The organism is Pseudomonas sp. H1_A03 (genome assembly GCF_054685145.1).
On record NZ_CP162829.1, the window covers coordinates 4852013 to 4871845 of the forward strand.

Here is a 19833-nt window from a genome sequence, read left to right on the forward strand (position 1 = left end):
ACCGCATTCGCGAGCAAGCCCGCTCCCACATTTGACTGCATTCCACATTCGAGAAGCGTGTTTAGGTTCGGGCACTTCGCCAGGCATTGATCAGCTGTTCAAACGTGGCCTGTACTTGCTGAATCAAAACCTCATCATCAATCTCCCCCGCCATCCACGCCCGGCTCGGCTCCTGGAAGATCGTGCGGCCCACGGCAAAACCTCGGCAGGTAGTGCTCAGGCGGGCTTGCTGGAAGCCATCGGCGAGAAACTCGGCCGAGGCATTCAGGCCCAGCAGCACCACGCCACGGCAGTACGGGTCGCGGTCCTGGATCAGTTCGTCAAGCTTCTTCCAGTCCTCGGCCGACTGCGCCTCGATCTTCCACCACGCCGGGTAGATACCCAGGTTGTACAAGCGCTTGAGGCTGCGATAGAGCACGTCCGGGTAAGTGGACGGGTGGTCCTTGGGCGGGATGACTTCCAGCAACAATTCATGGCCACTGACAATAGATGCCTCGTACACCGCCTTGAGTTGCGCTTCCTGTTCCAGGCGCAGCAACGGCTCGTCGTCGGGGTGGAATTGCACGAGGCACTTGATGATCTGCTCCTGGGGCCAGGCGATCAGGTTGCTGCCAATCGAGCGGCCGTGCTCGAACGCCAGTGGGCGCGAGTTCTGCACCTCCACCGGGCGTGCGATCCACCAGCCACGGCCGCTGGCCGCATTAAGGGCGTCCTGGCCGAAGCGTTGGTCGGCCAGCAGGCCCACATCGGCATCTATGCCTTGCTCGGCGAGCTTTTTCTCGACGCGTTCGATGGCCTGGATAAACAGCTGCTTGATATCGCTGATGCGCGTTGGGTCCTGGCCACCTTTTTGCGCCAGGTCCACCAACTGCCAGCGGTGGTCGAAAGCAAACACGAACAGTTGCTTCCAGGGCTTGCGCGGCACCGAGACGCGGTGCAGGCGTTGCAAGGTGACGTCTTGATCCGGCCGGGTGATCGGCACCGGGCTGTTGAACAGGTACTCAAGCTCGGCAGGCGTCGGCATGGCCGGTGCGCAGGCGTGGCGCGATACCACAAGCCCGCCGCAGGCATTGGCCAACTGACTGCAGCGCTCATCGCTGGCGTCATTGATCCAGCCGCTGAGGAAGCCCGACATAAATGCATCGCCAGCACCAAGCACGTTGAGCACTTCAACGCGCACACCGGGGTAGATGGCGCCGTCTTCCAGTCGCGCGGGGATGGCGCCGTGAATCACCGTGCAACCCTGCGGGCCGAGCTTGACCACCAGGGTCGCCGGTGTCAGCTCGCGGACTTTACGCAGTGCGGTGAGCAAATCTTCACTGCCACCCGCGATGAGGAATTCTTCTTCGGTACCGACGATCAAGTCAAAGCGCGGCAGGATTTTCTGCACATGCTGGCTGACGTTCTGGTCGGCGACAAACCGCGTCTCTCCATCCGCCTTGCCCGCCAGGCCCCACAGCACTGGGCGGTAGTCGATATCCAGCACGCGCTTGACGTTGTGCTTGGCCGCGTAGTCCAGCGCCTGGATGCTGGCCTTGTACACGCCGTCGGTGGAGAAATGCGTGCCGGTGATCAACAGCGCCTTGCTGGAGGCAATAAAGGCTTCACTGATGTCCTCGGCGCGCAGGGCCATGTCGGCGCAGTTTTCGCGGTAGAACACCAGGGGGAAGGTTTCGCGGTCCTTGAGGCCGAGCAGCACCAGGGCGGTCAGGCGCTCAGGGTCGACCTTGATGGCGCTGACATCGCAACCTTCGCGGGCCAGGGATTCCAGCAGGAAACGGCCCATGTGGTCATCGCCCACCCGGCTCAACATCGCCGACTTGAGGCCCAACCGTGCGGTGCCAAAGGCGATATTGGCAGAAGAACCGCCGAGGTATTTGGCAAAGCTGGACACGTCCTCAAGCCGTGCACCGACTTGTTGTGCATAGAGGTCGACGCCCAGGCGCCCGAGGCAAATCAAATCCAATTGACGCCCACTGGCAAAACGAGTCTGGCCCATGCTGGCTCCTGTTATTTTTATCAGCCTGCGTTGTGCCGTCGTGGTGGCGGCAAACGCTCTTGGTGGGAGCAGACTAGAACGTCCGGCGACACCAATCAATATTTATTCTAGATATTTTTTCGTTGGAATATTTTTTCCATTAAGCTTGCACAGGGGCAGCCCAGCGAGACTGCATCGTTTCAGCAGGCCACGGCGGCCGTGATGCGCAGGTATTTTTTTGCGCCTACCCTGTAGACTTGCGCCACTTATCAGCGCATCAGAAGAACCGTCAGAAGGATTACCCATGTCCCGCACCGATCATGAGCCCCCCCTGGAAGAAACGCCCGCCAGCCCTCCGATCAATGCCGAACGCCTGTTGCAGCTGATCACCGACGAATACGAAAGCCTGCCACGCCAACTCAAACGCATCGCCAGCTACATGAGCCAGCAAAGCGACCGGATCATGGTCGACCGCATCAGCGACATCGCCCGCGAGTGCGAAGTGCACCCGTCGGCGATCGTGCGGTTTTCCCAGCGTTTCGGTTTCAGCGGTTTCAGTGAGATGCAGGCGCTGTTTCGCGAGGCCTACACCCACAAGACCACCCCGGTGCAGAACTACCAGCAGCGCATCCGCAGCATGATCGCCAACAAGTCGCAGAAGGCCAGCGGCGGCGACCTGGCGCGTGAGTGCGTCAACGCTACCCTGTCCGGCATCGAGCGCCTGGGGCTGGAACTCGATGACGTGGCATTCGACAAGGCCGTGGACCTGGTGGTCAACGCCGACAACATCTACGTGATCGGCGTGCGCCGCTCGTTTGCGGTGGCCGATTACCTGGTCTACAACCTGCAGCACACCAACAAGCGCATCCACCTGATCTCGGGCCTGGGCGGCAGCTACCGCGAGCAGATGCGCAGCGTACGCGCCAATGACCTGGTGATTGCAATCAGCTTCTCGCCCTACGGCAAAGAGACCCAGCATTGCCTGCGGATTGCCCAGCATCATCAGGCCAAGACGTTGATTATCACCGACAGCAACCTGTCGCCCCTGGCCAAGCGGGCGAACGCGGTGCTGTTGGTGAATGAGGGCTCGTCGTTTGCGTTTCGTTCGTTGAGCGCCACGTTGTGCCTGTGCCAGGCATTGTTTATTGCGGTGGCGTATCGCTTGGAATTGAAGGTGGACGAGATACATGAGCAGGTCGGCTTCGACGACTGACCGCGCCTACAACAACTGCGCCAACGCGCGGCCGTGAAAGCGGATCTGCGCCAGGGTCAACGCGGTGTAGCCGATGATCACCGCCGGCGGCAATGTCAGCGCATGACAGAACTTGCCCAGCGGCTGTAGCGTCAACCCGACTGCAGCGGCACGGCGACAGAAATCCCCCTCTTCGACCCCTTCCGGCAGCCACAACACAAAGTGCAATCCTGCCTGCTGCCCGCTGACGGTGCAGCGCCCACCCAGGCATTCCAGCAGCGCATCGCGCCGTGCCTGATAAGCCTGCCGCGAGGCACGTAGGTGACGCACAAACGCGCCGCTGCGCAGAAACTCCACCAACCCCAGTTGATCACTGGCCCCCACCGAGTGCCCGGTGAGTTGCAAGGTACGCAACAACGAGCGGCGCAGCACGTTGGGCACCACCATGAAGCCCACGCGCAAACCGGGGAACAGGTTCTTGTTGAAGCTGCCGCAATAGATCACACGGTCGCCCGAATCCAGGGATTTAAGCGCGGCCAGCGGCGCGGTGTTGTAGTTGTATTCACTGTCGTAATCGTCTTCGACCACCCAGGCGTCGGCGCGGGCGGCCCAGTCCAACAGCGCCAGGCGACGGGACACCGACAACGTCATGCCCAATGGCGCCTGGTGGGCGGGCGTGACATAGGCCAGACGCGCCGTCTCGGGCAGTTGGGCAGTGTCGAGGCCGTCGGCAGTGACGGGAATTGCGTGGATGTGCGCCCCCGCCAGGGCGAACAAACGGCGTGCCGGCAGATAACCGGGGTCTTCGACACAGGCCGTGTCACCCGGCTTGAGCACGCTGCGCGCAATCAGGTCGAGGGCATGGCGGATGCCGGTGGTGACGATCACTTCATCGGCCTCGCATTGCAGGCCGCGATAGCTGCGCAGGTAATCGGCAATCTGCGCGCGCAACTCGGGCAGACCGGCCGGGTGCGCCGCTTCCAGCACACCCGGGCCTACCGTCAGCAACCCACGGGAGATGCAGCGGGCCCAGGTTTTCAGATCAAACAGGCTGGCATCCGGACGCCGCGCAACGAAGGGCACATGGCTCTGCACGCCGGCATCCGGCTGGTCAGGCTCCACGGGGCGCCGTGGGATTTCCCTGGCTGAAGGTGCCGCGATGAATTGTTCCGGGATCACCGCGCACACTCGCGTACCGGACCCGGCCACCCGCATCACGTAGCCTTCGCTGTGCAGGCGGTCAAACGCCGCCTCCAGCGTGCCACGGGATACCAACCAGCGCTCGGCCAGGCTGCGCGTGGAGGGCAAGCGGCTCCCGGCGGGCAACTGCCGGTTCAGGATCGCCCCGCGCAGGGCCTCGTAGGCGCCTTGCTGCTTGCCCGCATCCAGCGTATCCGGGCGCGGCAGGTCGAGGGCGGATGCGGTTTTTCCTCGGCTCATAGTGGTCCTATCCATCAAGGCATTAGTGGCCCTGAGGATTAAACCACAAAGCCGCTAGAGTCCGGGCTCTACCTCTTGCATCGAGACGTCCCATGACTCAACGCGCCCTCTCTACCGGGTTCTGGCTGGTGCTGCTGACCGTCCTCATCGCCCTGCCCCGTATCACGCTGGACATGCACCTGCCAGCCTTGCCCGCCATGGCCGACTACTTCCAGACCAGCGACAGCCAGTTACAACTGACCCTGACGCTCTACACGCTGGGCTCGGCGATTTCCCTGCTGGTCAGCGGCCCGCTCACCGACCGCTTCGGCAGGCGTCCGGTGCTATTGGCCGGGCTGTTTTTGTACGTCGTGGCCACAGTGGCTTGCGCCCTGGCTGACAGCATCACCCTGCTGATCATCGCCCGCCTGTTCCAGGCATTGGGTGGCTGCTGCACCACGGTGATCGGCCGGGTGATCGTGCGCGATTACTTCGACCGCGACGAACAGGCGCGCTTGCTCGGTTTGATCTCCATGGCCATGGCCGTTTCGCCGATGGCCGCGCCGGTGCTGGGCAGCGTGCTGTTGCCCGTCGTCAACTGGCGCGGGCTATTTGTGTTGCTGGCGATGATTGGCGCACTGCTGTACGTAGTGGTGTATCGCCGCCTGCCTGAAACCCGTCCGCCGCAAGTCGCCGCGGCACCACCGAGTGGTTTGCTGCGCCTCTACGGGCAGCTTTTGCGCGACCGTCATTTCCTGCGTTATTCCCTGGCGATTGGCTGCGTCTACAGCACGTACTTTCCGTTTATCAGTGAGTCTTCGGCGCTGTTGCAACGGGGCTTCCAGTTGTCTGCCACGGCTTATGCACTGGTATTCGCTGCCACGATCAGCGGCTACATGCTGGGCGCGAATCTGTTTCGGCGGCTGGTGCTGCGCTTTGAACCAGACCGTTTGATCGCCGCAGCGATAGGCCTGAACGTGCTTGGCAGTGTCGTGCTCGCGGTCGCTACAACCACACTGCCAGGGGAATGGCTGGCGATTGTGCTGCCGATGGTGGTGATCATGGTGTCGGTGGGGATGGTGATTCCGGCCTGTCAGCTCTCGGTTTTGCAGCCGTATGGCGCGATTGCCGGGACAGCATCGGGGCTGTTCTTTTTTACCCAGATGTTCCTGACAGCGGTAAGCAGTTGGGCAACTGGCTTGTTGTCAGATGGTACGTCAGGACCTTTGGTGATCATGACAGCGGTGGCGAGCGTGTTGCTGGTGGCAAGCTGGCTGACACTGCGCACAACCAAATTTGGGAGCGGCGGTGCGACGATTCGACTTGCTCGCGAAGGCGGTGTATCAGTCACCCCATGAGTAGCTGACACACCGTCTTCGCGAGCAAGCCCGCTCCCACAGGGGGACCGAGCCAGGCTCAGTATCAGTGCACGAAGATCGCAATCAGGATAATGATCGGGATTGGAATGCCGAGGAACCACAGAAGTAATGAGCGCATGATGTTCTCCTTGAATTAATTAACGGACGAAGTGTTCGGTTTCGACATACACCACGGCATCGCGACGACGACCGCCATAGGTTGCAGCGAAACTGGCAAAGAAGGCGCCGATCAGCAGGGCAATGAAGGTCCACAGCGACGTATAGGCAGCGACTTTCGCAGCGGCATCAGCGGCTTGCTTGGCCTTGAGCTTGGCGTCTTCAACGGCTTTACGGGCATCGCCATAGACCTTGTCGATACGGGCTTCAGCATCAGCCTGACTGAGGTTGGTACGCTGGCTGATCAACTGGGCCAGGTAAGCACGGTCTTCAGCGGCGAGTTGACCGTCATTGCTCAGCGTGCGGGTGAAGATGCGCGCGACCACGCCATGTGCAGCGTCGTCACCGACGGCCACCGGGCGATCATCGCGAAACAGGCTGTCGACGTAGTAGTCGAAATCACCGCCGCTGACGCCTTTGGCTGCACTGCCGGCGGCCTGCGTCATGCCACTGGCCGCGCCGGCTGCAACGCTGGCACCGGCTTTCACACCACCGCTCACCACACTGCTGACCGAGCCGACCACCAGTACTGCGGTAATCAGCGTGGCAACAGCCCAGGCCAGGAAGCCATGGGCGGTGTCGCGAAAGTACACCTCATCGCCGTGCATATTCGCCCACTTCACACGCAACCGGCCGGCGATATAGCCGCCCAGCCCGGACGCGACGATCTGGGTAAAGGCCAGCCAGATAATCGTGGAAATGCCAAGGCCCTTGGCGCTGATGCCACTGTCAGCCCACGGCGACACCGCCGAAAAGCCCAGGCCGAAACCCAGCAGTACCAAGATCAGCGACAGTGCAGCCGCCGCCGCAGCCCCAGCAAAAATCGCCCCCCAGGAAACCCCGGAGAGCGTGCTCGACTCTTGTAGCGTGGATGAGGATGTGATCATTGTTTTTTTGCTCCCGGCAGGAAAAATGGTGTTACAAGTCTCAAAAAGGACAGTGCAGGCAGCGTGCCAGTCGCTATTAAATTTAATATCGTTGCAGATCAATAAGTTAAGTAATTTGAACTTACAAAAACCATGCAAGTTGCAAGAATTGATCGTTTGAGGCGGGCGTTATGCATTCCACGTAGTGAGCGGGCTTGCCCCGCGCTGGGCTGCGAAGCGGCCCCAACCCAGACACCCAGTTTCTCCAGTTGGAGCGAGATGTCAGGTTTTAGGGCGGCTTCGCCACCCAGCGCGGGGCAAGCCCGCTCACTACAATCCTTCGCAGCCATGAAATCTGTGTCAGTTTCGCCAAGATGACGTTTTATTTAGGAAGCGTTCAGCCATTTCTTGGCAAAATGCCCACACTTCTAGTGTGAATCGCTCACCAGGTAATCCTATGACCCGTATTTTGACCATCGAGGATGACGCCGTAACAGCCCGCGAGATCGTCGCCGAGCTGAGTAGCCATGGACTGGATGTAGATTGGGTGGACAACGGCCGCGAAGGCCTGGTCCGTGCCGTGAGTGGGGATTACGACCTGATCACCCTCGACCGCATGCTGCCGGAACTCGATGGCCTGGCCATCGTCACCACGTTGCGCACTATCGGGGTGTCGACGCCGATCCTGATGATCAGCGCTCTGTCCGATGTCGACGAGCGTGTGCGCGGCCTGCGCGCCGGGGGTGATGACTATCTCACCAAGCCGTTCGCGTCCGACGAAATGGCGGCGCGCGTCGAGGTGTTGCTGCGGCGCAAAAGCACGGTCAAGGAATTCGAAACCGCCCTGCGCGTGGCCGACCTGGAACTGAACCTGATCAGCCGCGAAGCCAGCCGCGCCGACCAACCGCTGAGCTTGCTGCCCACCGAATACAAACTGCTCGAATTCCTGATGCGCAACACCGGGCAGATCCTGTCGCGGATGATGATCTTTGAAGAAGTCTGGGGCTATCACTTCGACCCGGGCACCAACCTGATCGACGTGCACATCGGCCGCCTGCGCAAGAAGATCGACCCGCCGGGCCTCACGCCGCTGATCCGCACGGTACGAGGTTCCGGTTATGTCATTGCTGAACCCATCTAAAGGCTGGCGCTCTTCCAGCAGCCGCCTGCTGGCGCTGTACAGTTCGTTGTTCGTGGCCTGGAGCTGCATCCTGATGGGGGTGCTGTATTACGAGGTGTCGGGTTACCTGAGCGACCTGTCGCGCCACTCCCTGATGCAGCGCCAACACTTATTCCAGCGCTTCGACGGCGAAGAACTGGTGGAAGCCCTGACCACCAGCATGACCTTCGACATGAAGGGCGTGGACGCCTACGGCCTGTTCGATGAGCACTTCCGCCCTCTCAGTGGACCGATCCGCGCAGTGCCGCCGGACCTGCCCCTGGATGGCAAGATCCACGCCCTGGCCAATTGCGTCGACTCCGACGACCCCAAGCTGCCCAAGGACAGCTGCGACGCCGTGGCCACCCACACCGAAGACGGCCGTTGGCTGGTGCTGGTGCGCGCCAACGGTTCGCTGTTTGGCGTGACCCGGATCATCTGGCATGCCCTGCTCTGGGCCCTGTCGTTGACCATTATCCCAGGCGCGGCTGGCTGGCACTTGCTGCGTCGGCGCCCGTTGCGTCGGATTCGCGGGATCCAGGCCAGCGCCGAAGCCATCGTCGCCGGCGACCTCACCCACCGTTTGCCGCTGTCCAACCGGCGCGACGAACTGGACATGCTCGCCGCCATCGTCAATGCCATGCTCGACCGCATCGAGAAGCTGATGAACGAGGTCAAGGGTGTGTGCGACAACATCGCCCACGACCTGCGCACGCCACTGACGCGGCTGCGCGCACAGCTGTATCGCATCAAGCAGGAGGCTGAAGCCGAGTCGGGCTACGCGGTGAAACTCGACGACGCGATTGCCGAGACCGACACGCTGATGGCGCGCTTTCGCGGGCTGCTGCGCATCTCCGAGCTGGAAGACCACCAGCGCCGCTCCGGCTTTCTGGTGATGGACCCACTGCCCCTGCTGCGTGAACTGCACGACTTCTACCTGCCCCTGGCCGAGGAAGGCGAATTGCAGTTGGTGCTCGACACCCCAGAGTCCCTGCCCTGGATCACCGGCGACCGCGCGCTGCTGTTCGAAGCCTTGTCCAACTTGCTGAGCAATTCGATCAAGTTCTCCCCGCCGGGCGGCGAAGTGATCTTGCGCGCGGTGAATGACGCTGGCAGCACACGCATCGAAGTCCACGACTCCGGGCCGGGCATACCACTGGCAGAACGTGCAGCGGTATTCCAACGCTTCTATCGCGTGGATGAAAGTGACCAACAAGGCGGGTTCGGGTTGGGTTTGTCGATTGTGGCGGCGATCATCAACTTGCACGGGTTCAAGTTGGAAGTGGGTACAAGCGAGCAAGGCGGTGCCAGATTGGTGCTGGAATGCCGCCAGCAGCTCATGCCCAAGTAGCCCAAACACCACAAAACCCTGTGGGAGCTGGCTTGCCTGCGATAGCAGTGTGTCAGGCAAATAATCTCTGATTGACACACCGCTATCGCAGGCAAGCCAGCTCCCACATGGGCCTGCTCTACGTCTGAAAGTCAGGCCGGAAAGTTGGCCCGCAACGCCTCAAGCCCGCCGCTGTAAACACCAGCGAACAGTTCTTCCACCGCCGCATCCGTGGTGCCTGCCGCCGGCGTAAACACACCGGACCAGGTCACTTTCGCCGACGACTCGCTCAACGCCTCAACCTGCAACGTCGCCAGGTACGCACTCACCGGAAACGGCGATTGCTCAATGGTGTAGCTGTACGTGCGCCCCACGTTATCAAACGTCTGCAAACGCTCCACGATTTCGCCACCGTCAGCGGTTTGCAGGTGACGCACGCGGCCGCCCTCGCTCGGTTCGCTCTTGACGATAAACGCCAGCCAGTCCGGCAGGCTGTTGAAGCCGCCGATCAATTGCCAGACCTGATCGGCCGATACCGGGATTTCAATCACAGAAGAGGCTGTTGCCACAATAAATACTCCAGAAATGAAAAAAATCAGATCGCCATGCTGTCGACCACACCACCGTCGACCCGCAACGCGGCACCGGTGGTGGCAGACGACAGGGGTGAAGCAATGTACGCCACCAAGTTGGCGACTTCATCCACATTCGCCGCACGCTGGATGATCGAGGTCGGCCGCGCGTTACGCACAAATACGTCCGCCTCGTCCCGCGCACTGCGCCCGGACTTTTGCGTCGCGTCCTTGAGCATCTGCTCCAGCCCGTCGGTGAAGGTCGGGCCCGGCAGCACAGCGTTGACCGTCACACCGGTGCCCGCGAGGCGCTTGGCCAAACCATGGGACACCGCCAGGTTGGCGCTTTTGGTCACGCCGTAATTGATCATATCCGCGGGCGTCGCCACGCCGGACTCCGACGACAGGAAGATCACCCGCCCCCAGCCCTGCCCGACCATGCCCGGCACATAATGCCGCGCCAGGCGTACGCCGGAAATCACATTGACCTCATAGAAACGCGTCCACTCGCTGTCTGGCGTTTCGAAGAAATCCACATCGTTGAAGATGCCCAGGTTGTTGACCAGGATGTCGGCACGCGGTTCGGCGGCAAACAGTTTTTCTGCGCCTTCAGCCGTGCCCAGGTCCGCCACCAATCCGCGCAAGTCAGCGCCGGGGACGGCCTGGCGAATGCTCGCCAAAGCCTCATCCACCTTGCCGGCTTCACGCCCGATCACCACCACGGTAGCGCCGGACTGCGCCAGCGCCTGGCTGATGCCCAGACCAATGCCGGCGGTGCTGCCGCTGACGATCGCGACTTTGCCACTTACATCAATTTTCATGGTTATTACTCCTGAAGTTAGAGCGGCAGTGGTGCGCGGTCCGAGATCAATCGGGCATCGCGCAGGGCCTGCCAGAAGGCTGCCGGGATCTTCTCTGACAACGCTGCGACGTCTTCGGCAATCCGCCCCGGACGACTGGCACCTGGAATCACCGCGGCCACTGCCGGATGCGCCAGCGAGAATTGCAGCGCCGCAGCTTTTACGCTGATGCCGAATGCCTGGGCAATTGCCTTGATCTGTTCGACCTTGCTGATGATCGCCGGGCTGGCTTTCTGGTATTCGAAGTGCGCACCACCGGCGAGGATGCCGGAGCTGTAGGGGCCACCGACGACGATCTCGACGTTCTGCGCCAGGGCCGCGTCCATCAAGCGTTGCAGGGCACGATCGTGGTCCAGCAGCGTGTAGCGGCCGGCCAGCAAAAAGCCGTCGGGTTGCGCTTCAGTCAGGTCCAGGGTCAGTTCGCACGGTTCGACGCGGTTCACACCCAGGCCCCAGGCCTTGATCACGCCCTCTTCGCGCAGGCGGGTCAGGACCTTGAAGGCGCCCGTGCGAGCCTCGTTGAAGTACTCCAGCCATTGGTCGCCGTAGAAGTCCTGGGCGATGTCATGAACCCACACGATGTCCAGGCGATCGGTTTTCAAGCGAGTCAGGCTGTCTTCAATCGAACGCATCGTCGCGTCGGCGCTGTAGTCGTTGACCATTTTGTTCGGGCGACCGTGTTCGAACACGCCGCTCTTTTCGCCAAGGTCACGGGCACTTTCTTCGACTTCGTCGAGAATCACCCGGCCGACTTTGGTGCTGAGCACGAAGTCATCGCGGTTGTACTTCGACAGGGCTTGGCCCAGGCGAATTTCCGACAGCCCCGAGCCGTAGAACGGCGCGGTGTCGAAGTAGCGCACTCCGGCGTTCAAGGCGGCCTCGACGGTCGCCTGGGCTTCGTCTTCAGGAATGGCGCGGAACATGTTGCCCAGGGGTGCGGTGCCAAAGCCGAGTTGGCCTGGGAGTTTGTCTTTCAAGCTCATGGTGGATCCTCAATTGGGTAAGAGGTCGCTGTGACCGTTGAGCAAATCCTAGATTGCCTAGATCGGACCGTCCAAGACATACTGCGACGAACTTGAGTCCTCTCAGGTCTTAAAAGAAGAGGTCTGACATGATTGATCTACGCCAACTGCGTTACTTCGAAGTGGTCGCTGAAGAAGAACACGTCGGCCGCGCGGCCGAGCGCCTGCACATTTCCCAGTCGCCGCTGAGTCGGCAGATCGCCCAGCTCGAAGAACGCCTGGGCCTGACCCTGTTCGAACGCAGCCAGCAACGCATCCGCCTGACCCGCGACGGCCAGACCTTTCTCGCCGAAACCAAGGCGCTGCTGACCCATGCCAATCGCCTGGAATCCCTGGGCAAGCGCCTGGGTCGTGGCGAGGAAGGCGGCCTGTGCATCGGCTATATCGAAAACGCCATGCATGCCGGCGTGCTGCCGAACGCCCTGCGCGTGCTACGCGACGACCGGCCCAACGTGCATATCAAGCTGTATAACCTGCCCTCCCTGGAACAACTCGAAGGCCTGCGCCAACGCAGCCTGGACATCGCCCTGGTCGGCGAGCCGCCAGCCGCCGACGATCCCGATCTGACCGCGCTGCAAGTGCTGGACGACCCGATGCTGCTGGCCTTGCCGGAGCATCATCCGCTGGCCCGAGAAAACCACTTGCTGCCCGAACACTTGGCGGACGAACAGTGGATCGGCGTGCAGCGCAAACCCAGCGCCAACCCTGCCGATGACTTTGTCGCCGCCTGCATCCGCGCCGGTTTTACCCCGCAGATACCCATGGAAGCCAGCGAGCCGTTCACCGCATTGGGTTTGGTGGCCTCAGGGCTGGGCATGGCGATGGTGCAAAAAGGCCTGAGCCGCAATGCACCGCCCGGCGTGGTGCTGCGGGAATTGCCGTGGTTGACCTACACCACCCCGTTATGGGCGGCGTGGCATCGGATCAACCTGCGGCCATTGGTGGAAACCTTCCGCAAAGTGCTCACCGAACCCAAGGGCTGACGCTCCCACGTTTGGATTGCGGCGCCTGCTAGACGAGCTCCCGCAGGCGATACCACATCATCCCCAACGCCAGCAGCGGCGAGCGCAACGCTTTGCCGCCGGGGAAGGTCATGTGTGGCACTTGGCTGAAAATATCCAGGCCCTGGCCCGCGCCTGCATGAATCCCTTCAGCCAACAACCGCGCGCACCAGTGGGTCACGTTCAGCCCATGCCCGGAATACCCCTGGGCGTAGAACACATTGGGGTATTGCTTCAAGCGCCCGACCTGGGGGAAGCGGTTGGCGGTGATGCCGATCTTGCCGCCCCACTGGAACTCAATCGCGGTATTGGCCAACTGCGGGAACACCTTGAGCATTTTCGGCTGCATATAGCCGGCGATGTCCGCCGGATCGCGTCCGGAGTAATGGCAGGCACCACCGAACAACAGGCGACGGTCGGCGGACAGCCGGTAGTAATCCAGGCCGACTTTCTGGTCGCACAGCGCCAGGTTTTGCGGGATCAGTTGGTTGGCCATTTCTCCCGACAGCGGCTCGGTGGCAATGATGTAGCTGCCGGCCGGGAGCACTTTGCCGCTCAAGCGCGGTTCGAGTTCTTCCAGATGCGCATTACACGCCAGCACCAGATGGGCGGCGCGCACCGTGCCCCCTGCGCAGCGCACCTGAACCGTGTCGCCATGGGTCAGTTCCAACACCTCGGTATGCTCGAAAATTCGCACCCCGAGGGATTCGGCGACCTGCGCTTCACCCGACACCAGATTCAGCGGGTGCAAGTGCCCCGAGCCCATGTCCACCAGGCCACCGGCATACACCGTCGAGCCCACCACTTGCTGTATGTCCTGCGGGCCAACCAGCCGGGTTTCATGGGTGTACCCCAGCTTCGCCAGGTGCTCCTGTTCAGCGTTGAACGCCGAAAACTGCGCCGGCGTATTGGCCAGTTCGCAAAAGCCCCAGCGCAGGTCGCACTGGATGTTGTGCTCACGAATCCGTTCGCCCACCAGCGCCACCGACTCGATACCGGCGCGCTCCAGGTAACGCACGCCCTCCTCGCCCACATACTTGGCAAACCCCGACACATCGTGGCCGATACCGCGAATCAACTGCCCGCCATTGCGCCCACTGGCGCCCCAGCCGATGCGCCGGGCCTCCAGCAGGATCACCGAGAGCCCGCGCTGCGCCAGTTCGATAGCGGTATTCACGCCGGTGAACCCGCCGCCGATCACGCACACATCGGCATTCAAGTCTGCGCCGAGTGACGGGCGCTCCGGCAGGGCATTGGCCGAAGCACGGTAATAGGATCGGGCGTGGTCACTGGATGGGGTCATTTGTTGGTCTTCACTTTGCTCCAGGCGCGGGTCATCAGGCGCATGGTCGCCGGGGTTGGCGTGGTGGAAATGTAGAGTTTGTCGAGCACTTCCTGCGGCGGGTACACCTCAGGGTTGTTCACCAGCTCCGGGGCCATGAAGGCCTTGGCCGCCGGGTTGGCATTGGCGTAACCGACCGAGGCGCTGACCTTGGCGATCACTTCAGGGTCGAGCAGGTAGTTGATGAACGCGTGAGCTTGTTTCGGGTTGCTCGCGTCGGCGGGAATCGCCAGCAGGTCGAACCACAGGTTGGAGCCTTCCTTGGGAATCGAATAGGCGATGTTCACCCCGTTCTTGGCTTCCTTGGCACGGTTGGCCGCCTGGAACACGTCCCCGGAATAACCGAAGGCCACACAGATATCACCGTTGGCCAGGTCCGAAATGTACTTGGAGGAATGGAAGTAGGTGACGTACGGCCGCAGCGTCAGCAGCTTGGCCTCGGCCTGCTTATAGTCCTCGGGATTCTCGCTGCGTGGGTCCTTGCCCATGTAGTTGAGGATCGCCGGGAACAGCTCATCTGCCGAATCGAGGAAGGCCACGCCGCACTGATTGAGCTTTTTGATGTTCTCTGGCTCGAACAGCACCGCCCACGAGTCGATATGGTCGACGCCCAGCACCTGCTTGACCTTGTCGACGTTGTAGCCGATGCCATTGGTGCCCCACAGGTACGGCACCGAGTGTGCGTTGCCCGGGTCGTTTTTTGCCAGCAGCGCGAGCAATTTGGGGTCGAGGTTCTTGAAATTGGGCAATTGCGCGCGGTCCAGCTTGAGGAATGCGCCGGCCTTTATCTGGCGCGCCAGGAAGTGGTTGGACGGCACCACCACGTCATAACCGGTGCGCCCGGCGAGCAATTTGCCCTCCAGGGTTTCGTTGGAATCGAACACGTCGTAGACCACATTGATCCCGGTCTTGGCCTGGAAGTCAGCCAAGGTGGTCTCGCCGATATAGTCGGTCCAGTTGTAGACGCTCACGGTTTGTGCCGCTTCGCTGGTGGTACTGAGGGCGGCGACCAAGGCCAGGGGGATAAGCTTGTTCACAAGACGCATATCGGAAACCTCGCAGAGGGGATGCCGCGCCGGGTTGAACTGCCCGCGCATTGAGGTCTATCTTGAGCCGTATGTCGAACCACCTCTATCCACTTTGCACGCACCACAACGCACCAATAGAGTGCGCACGGATCACCCATGACACAGGCAACCGCTTTGCGCGTACAGGCCTTCACCACCGGTGATGTGGCCGCCCAATGCAGTGCGACACCCGGCTGGGTGCAACAGTACCAGCAGATGTCCCCGGGGCATTTTGCGGGGCAGATCCGCTACCTCGACCTGCAAGGCGTGGAGGTCTACGAAGAGTGCATGAACACGCGGGTGGAACAACATTTCAACGCGCCAACCGGCGCCCTCGCGTTCTGTTTCGACGGCAGCGATAACGCGCTGTACCTGCTCAATGGCGAAAGCCGCAACACCTGGATCACCCCGGAAAACTACCGCGAAGTGGCGGTGGTGTTCGGGCCGCAGTTCGTGCAGCGCCATGGCTTGGACGTGGCAAAGCTGGAAGGTTTGTTCATGGCGCCGCTGACCTGCCAGCAGAACGCACTGTTCACCCGCTGGCTGAGTGGCACCCTCACCCGCTTGTCCGCCGTGATCGACCCTGCCAGCCGTGACGCACTCAGCCAGCAATTACTCGACGATTGCCTGTTCATCCTCGACAACGCCTGTGTGTGCCTGGACCGCAGTTCATTGCAACGACGCGGCGAAGCGCGCCTGCTGATGGCGCGCATTGGCGAATGGGCGGCGGATGCGCCGGATGAAGCCGTCAACCTGCTGGAACTGGCACAGATTGCCGGCGTGCCGTTGCGTCAGTTGCAGCAAGGGTTCAAGACCTATACGGGGATGAGCCCGGCGCAGTGGTTGCGGTTGCGCCGGTTGAACGGGGCGCGGCGGGAGTTGCTGGGTTCACCTGACTCAACCGTGGCCGAAGTGGCGATGAACTGGTCGTTCTGGCATTTGGGGCGGTTTTCCAATAGTTATCGGGCGTTGTTCAAGGAGTTGCCCAGCGAAACCCTGAAGCGCCATGGTTGAAATGCGCCCAAAACTGTGGGAGCTGGCAGGCAAGCCAGCTCCCACATTTGGATCTCTATCAGGCTTGGGATTTGAGGAAGGTCCCCATTAGCTGGTTGACGTACTCTGCTGCCTCCAACTGCACCATATGCCCCTGCCCTGGCAAAACTTCCACCTGGGCGTCCAAGCCCTCGGCATGCCTGGCCGGGATGATTGCATCCTCACTCCCCCAGATCACCAAGCTCGGCTGTCGGCCCACCACATTGCGCACATCAATCATCTGCCGCCCGCCCTCAAACAGCTTTTGATTGAGCTGCCGCAATGCCTGGTCCACGCCTTCCAGCCGCTTGAACTTGAGCATGTCCTCCAGCATCTGCCGCGTCACCAACGCCGGGTCGCTGAACAGTTGGGTCAACTGTGGCTTGAGCGCATTGCGGTTATTGGCCTCGGCAAACCCTTGCAGGTAATCACCGTTAATATCCGGGCCCAGGCCGGCGCTGGCGATCAGGGTCAGCGAAGCGACACGCTCGGGTGCCTGGCCAGCGACCGTCAGCGAAACCAGCCCACCCATGGAGTGCCCGGCCAGGTGCACGCGGTCAAGATCGAGGTGGTCAAGCAAGTCCAACACCGCCAGGCTCAACTCCTGCGCATCGCCGTTTTGCAGGTGCTTGCCCGACTCGCCGTGCCCCGGCAGGTCCAGGGCGATCACGCGGCGCTCGGCGGCCAATGCCGGTTGGTTGAACAGCCAGTTGTTCAAGTCACCGCCAAACCCATGCACCAGTACCAACGGCGTGCCGCCTTCGCCCAGGTCGAGGTAGCGCAGCAAGCGCCCGCCTATTTCGACCTTCTGCGCACTCGGCCCAGTTGCTTCGGCCTCGGCGCTGCTTGAGACAAACCCAGCGTTGAAGCTTTCGATCACCGCATCGATCTGGGCCTCGGTGGCCTCGCCTTCCACCACAATCCCCAGCAATGCACCTACCGGCAAGGTCTCGTCGCTCAGCGCCAGCACCCGGCGCAACACACCACTGAAGGGCGCTTCGACACTGCTGGAGAGCTTGTCGGTCTCCACGTCCAGCACCTCCTCGCCCTTCTCCACCCGATCGCCGGGCTGCTTGAGCCAGACGTCGATGCGGCCCTCGGTCATCGACAGCCCCCACTTGGGCATGGTCAGGGTATGGATCATGCGGCATTCCTCTTGTCAGCGATCTTCAGCACGGCGGCCTCGATCTTCGCGGCGTTGGGGATGTACAAGTCTTCCAGCGCATCGGAAAACGGCACCGGCGTGTGCGGCGCGGTGACCATCTCAATCGGTGCGCGCAGGGAGGCAAACGCCCGCTGGGCGACCAAGGCACTGATATCGGTAGCAATGGAACAGCGTGGGTTGGACTCGTCGATCACCACCAGCCGCCCGGTTTTTTCCACGCTTTCGAGGATGCTGTCTTCATCGAGCGGGCTGGTGGTGCGCAGGTCCAGCACTTCGCAGTCGATGCCCTGGCGGGCCAGGTTGGCGGCGGCCTCCAGGGCGATATGCACCATGCGCCCGTAGGTCACCAGGGTCACGTCTTTGCCTTCGCGCACGAAGTTGGCTTCGCCGAAAGGCACCGTATACAGCTCCTCCGGCACCTCACCTTGCAGGCTGTAAAGCATCTTGTGCTCGAGGAAGATCACCGGGTCATTGTCGCGGATCGCCTGGATCAACATGCCCTTGGCGTCATAGGGCGTGGCCGGGCACACCACCTTGAGGCCGGGAATGTGGGTCCACATCGAAGTGAGCATCTGTGAATGCTGGGCCGCCGCACGCAGGCCGGCGCCGTACATCGCGCGGACCACCAGCGGCGTAGTGGTCTTGCCGCCGAACATGTAGCGGAACTTGGCGGCCTGGTTGAGCAACTGGTCAAGGCAGCAGCCGATAAAGTCGACGAACATCAATTCGCACACTGGGCGCATGCCACGGGTGGCGGCGCCGACGGCCATGCCGACGTAGCCGACTTCGGACAGTGGCGCGTCGAGTACACGGTCGGGAAACTCCGGGTACAGGCCTTTGGTCACGCCGAGTACACCGCCCCAGGCATCCTGTTCGCCAGGGGAACCGGTGCCGCCGGACACATCCTGGCCGATGATGAACACACTCTGGTCACGGCGCATTTCCTGGGCCAGGGCTTCGTTGATCGCCTGCTGATAGCTGATTTTGCGAGCCATAAAGTTCTCTCCACGTAGTTGTTGTTATTAGCGGTAGGCGACGTAGACATCGCTGAGCAGGTCGGCGGCCTGCGGCTTGGGATCGGATTTGGCCAGGCGGACGGCGTCTTCGATCAACTGTGCAACCTCGCCGTCGATGCGTTCGAATTGCGCCGCATCCAGCCAGCCTTCGGCGCTGCAGCGTTGGCGGAAGAACGCCAGGCAATCCGCACTTTCCCGCAGCTTTTTCACTTCATCCGGGCCGCGATAGGTTTGCGCATCACCTTCAAAGTGGCCGTAGAAGCGGCTCAATTTCACTTCAACCAGCGTCGGCCCATCGCCTTTGCGCGCTCGCGCCACGGCAACGCCAAGCGCCTCATGCACGGCGAAAAAATCATTGCCATCGACGATCACGCCCGGCATGCCAAACCCCACGGCGCGTTCGGCAATGTCCTTGCACGCCACCGACCAGCCGGAACCGGTGGCCTCGGCATAGCCATTGTTTTCGGCGACGAACAGGCACGGCAGTTTCATGATCGAGGCCAGGTTCATCGCTTCGAACACCGCGCCCTCGTTGGAACCACCGTCGCCAAAAAACGCCACGGCCACGCCCTGGCTGCCCTTGAGTTTGGAGGCCAGCGCCGCCCCAGCGGCCAACGGCGCGCCGGCGCCGACAATGCCATTGGCGCCGAGCATGCCCTTCTCCTGGTCGGCGATGTGCATGGAGCCGCCTTTGCCACCGCACACGCCGGTTTTCTTGCCATAGATCTCGGCCATCATGCCGAACACATCCACGCCCTTAGCGATGCAATGGCCGTGGCCACGGTGGTTGGAGGCGATGCAATCTTCATCGTTGAGGTGGGCCATGACCCCGGCGGCGCTGGCTTCCTGGCCGGCGTAGAGGTGCACGAACCCGGGAATCTCGCCGGTGGCGAATTCCACGTGCAGGCGTTCTTCGAAATCACGGATGGTGCGCATCACGGTGTAGGCATGCAGCAGTTGATCGGTGGACAGGTGAGTGGACATCTTGTTGTTCTCCAGGTTGTCTCGACACACAAAAGGCTGGCTGCGGCCAGCTACAAGGGCATTCAGCACAGGCTGTGCCAAGCCTCCGAAAAACCTTGCAAAGCATTGATCCAGAGCAGTGCCTTGGCGTTGTGCGGGTACGACTTGCCAGCGCAGAATGAGACGGCGCATTGCACAGTGCACGCCGTGTCTCAAGCTGTTTGAGACGCTGCGTCTCAGCCCTGGCAGTTGGTCAGTCCCTGCTTGTCCCACCCGACGCATGCGCGCTTAATGGCGGGCATAACAACAAAGAC

17 protein-coding genes are annotated in these 19833 nt (G+C 61.7%); 6 read left to right on the forward strand and 11 right to left on the reverse strand.

The features are described 5' to 3' along the window. Positions 1-61: 61 nt before the first annotated feature. Entirely contained in the window at positions 62-1999 is a 1938-nt protein-coding gene (locus AB4O35_RS22545) for a bifunctional 5-dehydro-2-deoxygluconokinase/5-dehydro-2-deoxyphosphogluconate aldolase (RefSeq protein ID WP_065876093.1), read from the reverse strand. 283 nt (positions 2000-2282) lie between these two features. Between AB4O35_RS22545 and AB4O35_RS22550 the strand changes: the two genes are divergently transcribed. Next, on the forward strand, positions 2283-3191 hold the full coding sequence (locus AB4O35_RS22550; protein WP_065946375.1) for a MurR/RpiR family transcriptional regulator: 909 nt from the start codon (positions 2283-2285) through the stop codon (positions 3189-3191). Positions 3192-3197: 6 nt separating this feature from the next. Here AB4O35_RS22550 and pdxR read toward each other — a convergent pair whose 3' ends face one another. After that, a complete protein-coding gene (gene pdxR, locus AB4O35_RS22555) occupies positions 3198-4610 on the reverse strand; it encodes a MocR-like pyridoxine biosynthesis transcription factor PdxR (protein ID WP_065946376.1) in 1413 nt (470 codons plus the stop codon). 92 nt (positions 4611-4702) lie between these two features. Between pdxR and AB4O35_RS22560 the strand changes: the two genes are divergently transcribed. Further along, the gene (locus AB4O35_RS22560; protein WP_065946377.1) at positions 4703-5947 is read left to right on the forward strand and encodes a multidrug effflux MFS transporter; all 1245 of its coding nucleotides are present in this window, start codon (positions 4703-4705) and stop codon (positions 5945-5947) included. A 158-nt stretch (positions 5948-6105) separates the two neighbouring features. On the opposite strand, the gene AB4O35_RS22565 is transcribed toward AB4O35_RS22560, so the two are convergent. Next, complete coding sequence (locus AB4O35_RS22565) at positions 6106-7011, reverse strand: hypothetical protein (RefSeq protein WP_065876089.1); 906 nt, start codon at positions 7009-7011, stop codon at positions 6106-6108. A gap of 436 nt (positions 7012-7447) precedes the next feature. Between AB4O35_RS22565 and AB4O35_RS22570 the strand changes: the two genes are divergently transcribed. After that, positions 7448-8131, forward strand: a complete 684-nt coding sequence (locus AB4O35_RS22570) for a response regulator transcription factor (protein WP_065876088.1) — start codon at positions 7448-7450, stop codon at positions 8129-8131. After that, a complete protein-coding gene (locus AB4O35_RS22575) occupies positions 8109-9500 on the forward strand; it encodes a sensor histidine kinase (protein WP_065891231.1) in 1392 nt (463 codons plus the stop codon). Before AB4O35_RS22570 ends, AB4O35_RS22575 begins: the two co-directional genes overlap by 23 nt. A gap of 131 nt (positions 9501-9631) precedes the next feature. Here the strand turns inward: AB4O35_RS22575 and AB4O35_RS22580 are convergent, their stop codons facing one another. Genes AB4O35_RS22580 through AB4O35_RS22590 form a run of 3 tightly spaced genes read right to left on the reverse strand, consistent with a single transcriptional unit; the run spans position 9632 to position 11894 of the window. After that, positions 9632-10048: an SRPBCC family protein gene (locus tag AB4O35_RS22580; protein ID WP_065876086.1), complete on the reverse strand. Its 417-nt coding sequence runs from the start codon at positions 10046-10048 to the stop codon at positions 9632-9634. 26 nt (positions 10049-10074) lie between these two features. Beyond that, positions 10075-10872 (reverse strand): SDR family NAD(P)-dependent oxidoreductase, encoded by a 798-nt coding sequence (locus AB4O35_RS22585; RefSeq protein WP_065876085.1) that lies wholly within the window; start codon positions 10870-10872, stop codon positions 10075-10077. 17 nt (positions 10873-10889) lie between these two features. Next, positions 10890-11894 (reverse strand): aldo/keto reductase, encoded by a 1005-nt coding sequence (locus AB4O35_RS22590; RefSeq protein WP_065876084.1) that lies wholly within the window; start codon positions 11892-11894, stop codon positions 10890-10892. Positions 11895-12022: 128 nt separating this feature from the next. Between AB4O35_RS22590 and AB4O35_RS22595 the strand changes: the two genes are divergently transcribed. Next, positions 12023-12916 carry a LysR substrate-binding domain-containing protein gene (locus tag AB4O35_RS22595; protein ID WP_065946378.1) on the forward strand — a complete coding sequence of 298 codons (894 nt, stop codon included), beginning with the start codon at positions 12023-12025 and terminating at the stop codon, positions 12914-12916. Between the two features lie 28 nt (positions 12917-12944). On the opposite strand, the gene AB4O35_RS22600 is transcribed toward AB4O35_RS22595, so the two are convergent. Both AB4O35_RS22600 and AB4O35_RS22605 read right to left on the reverse strand, forming a co-directional pair. Beyond that, on the reverse strand, positions 12945-14237 hold the full coding sequence (locus AB4O35_RS22600) for an NAD(P)/FAD-dependent oxidoreductase (RefSeq protein WP_065946379.1): 1293 nt from the start codon (positions 14235-14237) through the stop codon (positions 12945-12947). Then, the gene (locus AB4O35_RS22605) at positions 14234-15322 is read right to left on the reverse strand and encodes a polyamine ABC transporter substrate-binding protein (RefSeq protein ID WP_065881784.1); all 1089 of its coding nucleotides are present in this window, start codon (positions 15320-15322) and stop codon (positions 14234-14236) included. Before AB4O35_RS22605 ends, AB4O35_RS22600 begins: the two co-directional genes overlap by 4 nt. A 138-nt stretch (positions 15323-15460) precedes the next feature. Here AB4O35_RS22605 and AB4O35_RS22610 point away from each other — a divergent pair, with 138 nt between their 5' ends. After that, positions 15461-16357, forward strand: coding sequence for a helix-turn-helix domain-containing protein (locus AB4O35_RS22610; RefSeq protein WP_065946380.1), 897 nt, complete (start codon positions 15461-15463; stop codon positions 16355-16357). A gap of 58 nt (positions 16358-16415) precedes the next feature. Here the strand turns inward: AB4O35_RS22610 and AB4O35_RS22615 are convergent, their stop codons facing one another. From AB4O35_RS22615 to AB4O35_RS22625, 3 genes are read right to left on the reverse strand one after another with little or no spacing between them, the layout of a single operon-like run. Beyond that, positions 16416-17519 carry an acetoin dehydrogenase dihydrolipoyllysine-residue acetyltransferase subunit gene (locus tag AB4O35_RS22615; protein WP_065946381.1) on the reverse strand — a complete coding sequence of 368 codons (1104 nt, stop codon included), beginning with the start codon at positions 17517-17519 and terminating at the stop codon, positions 16416-16418. Further along, positions 17516-18535, reverse strand: coding sequence for an alpha-ketoacid dehydrogenase subunit beta (locus AB4O35_RS22620; RefSeq protein ID WP_049708736.1), 1020 nt, complete (start codon positions 18533-18535; stop codon positions 17516-17518). Before AB4O35_RS22620 ends, AB4O35_RS22615 begins: the two co-directional genes overlap by 4 nt. A gap of 27 nt (positions 18536-18562) precedes the next feature. Further along, a complete protein-coding gene (locus tag AB4O35_RS22625; protein WP_065881721.1) occupies positions 18563-19540 on the reverse strand; it encodes a thiamine pyrophosphate-dependent dehydrogenase E1 component subunit alpha in 978 nt (325 codons plus the stop codon). Positions 19541-19833 lie beyond the last annotated feature (293 nt).

What these genes read in the sequence shown, in the direction of transcription:
- AB4O35_RS22575 (WP_065891231.1), top strand. Translation starts at nt 8,109, where the DNA reads ATGTCATTGCTGAACCCATCTAAAGGCTGGCGCTCTTCCAGCAGCCGC.
- AB4O35_RS22560 (WP_065946377.1), top strand. Translation starts at nt 4,703, where the DNA reads ATGACTCAACGCGCCCTCTCTACCGGGTTCTGGCTGGTGCTGCTGACC.
- AB4O35_RS22585 (WP_065876085.1), bottom strand. Translation starts at nt 10,872, where the DNA reads ATGAAAATTGATGTAAGTGGCAAAGTCGCGATCGTCAGCGGCAGCACC.
- AB4O35_RS22610 (WP_065946380.1), top strand. Translation starts at nt 15,461, where the DNA reads ATGACACAGGCAACCGCTTTGCGCGTACAGGCCTTCACCACCGGTGAT.
- AB4O35_RS22600 (WP_065946379.1), bottom strand. Translation starts at nt 14,237, where the DNA reads ATGACCCCATCCAGTGACCACGCCCGATCCTATTACCGTGCTTCGGCC.
- AB4O35_RS22595 (WP_065946378.1), top strand. Translation starts at nt 12,023, where the DNA reads ATGATTGATCTACGCCAACTGCGTTACTTCGAAGTGGTCGCTGAAGAA.
- AB4O35_RS22625 (WP_065881721.1), bottom strand. Translation starts at nt 19,540, where the DNA reads ATGTCCACTCACCTGTCCACCGATCAACTGCTGCATGCCTACACCGTG.
- AB4O35_RS22590 (WP_065876084.1), bottom strand. Translation starts at nt 11,894, where the DNA reads ATGAGCTTGAAAGACAAACTCCCAGGCCAACTCGGCTTTGGCACCGCA.
- pdxR (WP_065946376.1), bottom strand. Translation starts at nt 4,610, where the DNA reads ATGAGCCGAGGAAAAACCGCATCCGCCCTCGACCTGCCGCGCCCGGAT.
- AB4O35_RS22605 (WP_065881784.1), bottom strand. Translation starts at nt 15,322, where the DNA reads ATGCGTCTTGTGAACAAGCTTATCCCCCTGGCCTTGGTCGCCGCCCTC.
- AB4O35_RS22620 (WP_049708736.1), bottom strand. Translation starts at nt 18,535, where the DNA reads ATGGCTCGCAAAATCAGCTATCAGCAGGCGATCAACGAAGCCCTGGCC.
- AB4O35_RS22545 (WP_065876093.1), bottom strand. Translation starts at nt 1,999, where the DNA reads ATGGGCCAGACTCGTTTTGCCAGTGGGCGTCAATTGGATTTGATTTGC.
- AB4O35_RS22550 (WP_065946375.1), top strand. Translation starts at nt 2,283, where the DNA reads ATGTCCCGCACCGATCATGAGCCCCCCCTGGAAGAAACGCCCGCCAGC.
- AB4O35_RS22570 (WP_065876088.1), top strand. Translation starts at nt 7,448, where the DNA reads ATGACCCGTATTTTGACCATCGAGGATGACGCCGTAACAGCCCGCGAG.
- AB4O35_RS22615 (WP_065946381.1), bottom strand. Translation starts at nt 17,519, where the DNA reads ATGATCCATACCCTGACCATGCCCAAGTGGGGGCTGTCGATGACCGAG.
- AB4O35_RS22565 (WP_065876089.1), bottom strand. Translation starts at nt 7,011, where the DNA reads ATGATCACATCCTCATCCACGCTACAAGAGTCGAGCACGCTCTCCGGG.